Origin of the sequence: Staphylococcus microti, assembly GCF_000934465.1 — a bacterium.
Classification (GTDB): Bacteria; Bacillota; Bacilli; order Staphylococcales; family Staphylococcaceae; genus Staphylococcus; species Staphylococcus microti.
This window is the reverse complement of the sequence record NZ_JXWY01000035.1, coordinates 1-477: the sequence shown is the minus strand read 5'-3', so window position 1 is coordinate 477 and position 477 is coordinate 1. Positions and strand designations below refer to the sequence as shown.

Annotated in this window: 1 protein-coding gene; it reads left to right on the top strand. The window is 34.6% G+C overall.

Annotation, left to right across the window (positions count from 1 at the left end; translation table 11 throughout):
* Positions 1-349: hypothetical protein (locus TP70_RS05945; RefSeq protein WP_211253723.1), on the top strand; the 349-nt coding region annotated here is incomplete at its 5' end.
* Positions 350-477 lie beyond the last annotated feature (128 nt).

Here is a 477-nt window from a genome sequence, read left to right as displayed (position 1 = left end):
AAAAACTATATCCTCAACAAGATACAACATGAGATTTTCAGGATATTCTAATATGACTCCTAGTTGGACAAAAGCCTCAAAATACACAATACAAGCAGGTAGATCTTTGAATTTTAGTACAGGTGCCCAATATAAAGGTCTTAATCTAACTTTAGGATTTGCTAGAACTTATGGTGTAACAACAACAATAAAAGCAAATCCAAAACGATATAGCAGATTAGCGGGTTATCAAGATGTAACGTTAACAAAGAAACAAAGAATATACTATCAAGCAGGGAAAAAGATTAGAACTGTAAACTTTGTAACTCAAAAAACGCATGCAAAATACGTAAAAGTTAAATACAAATAATTTTTAGTACATCAACACAAAAATATAATCATCCAGACCAAACGCTATTGCATTACTTTACGGCCATGAGCGCTGCCCAAACGCTTAACGGGCTCCACCCTTGCGTTTTCATGGCCGCAAAGCATATC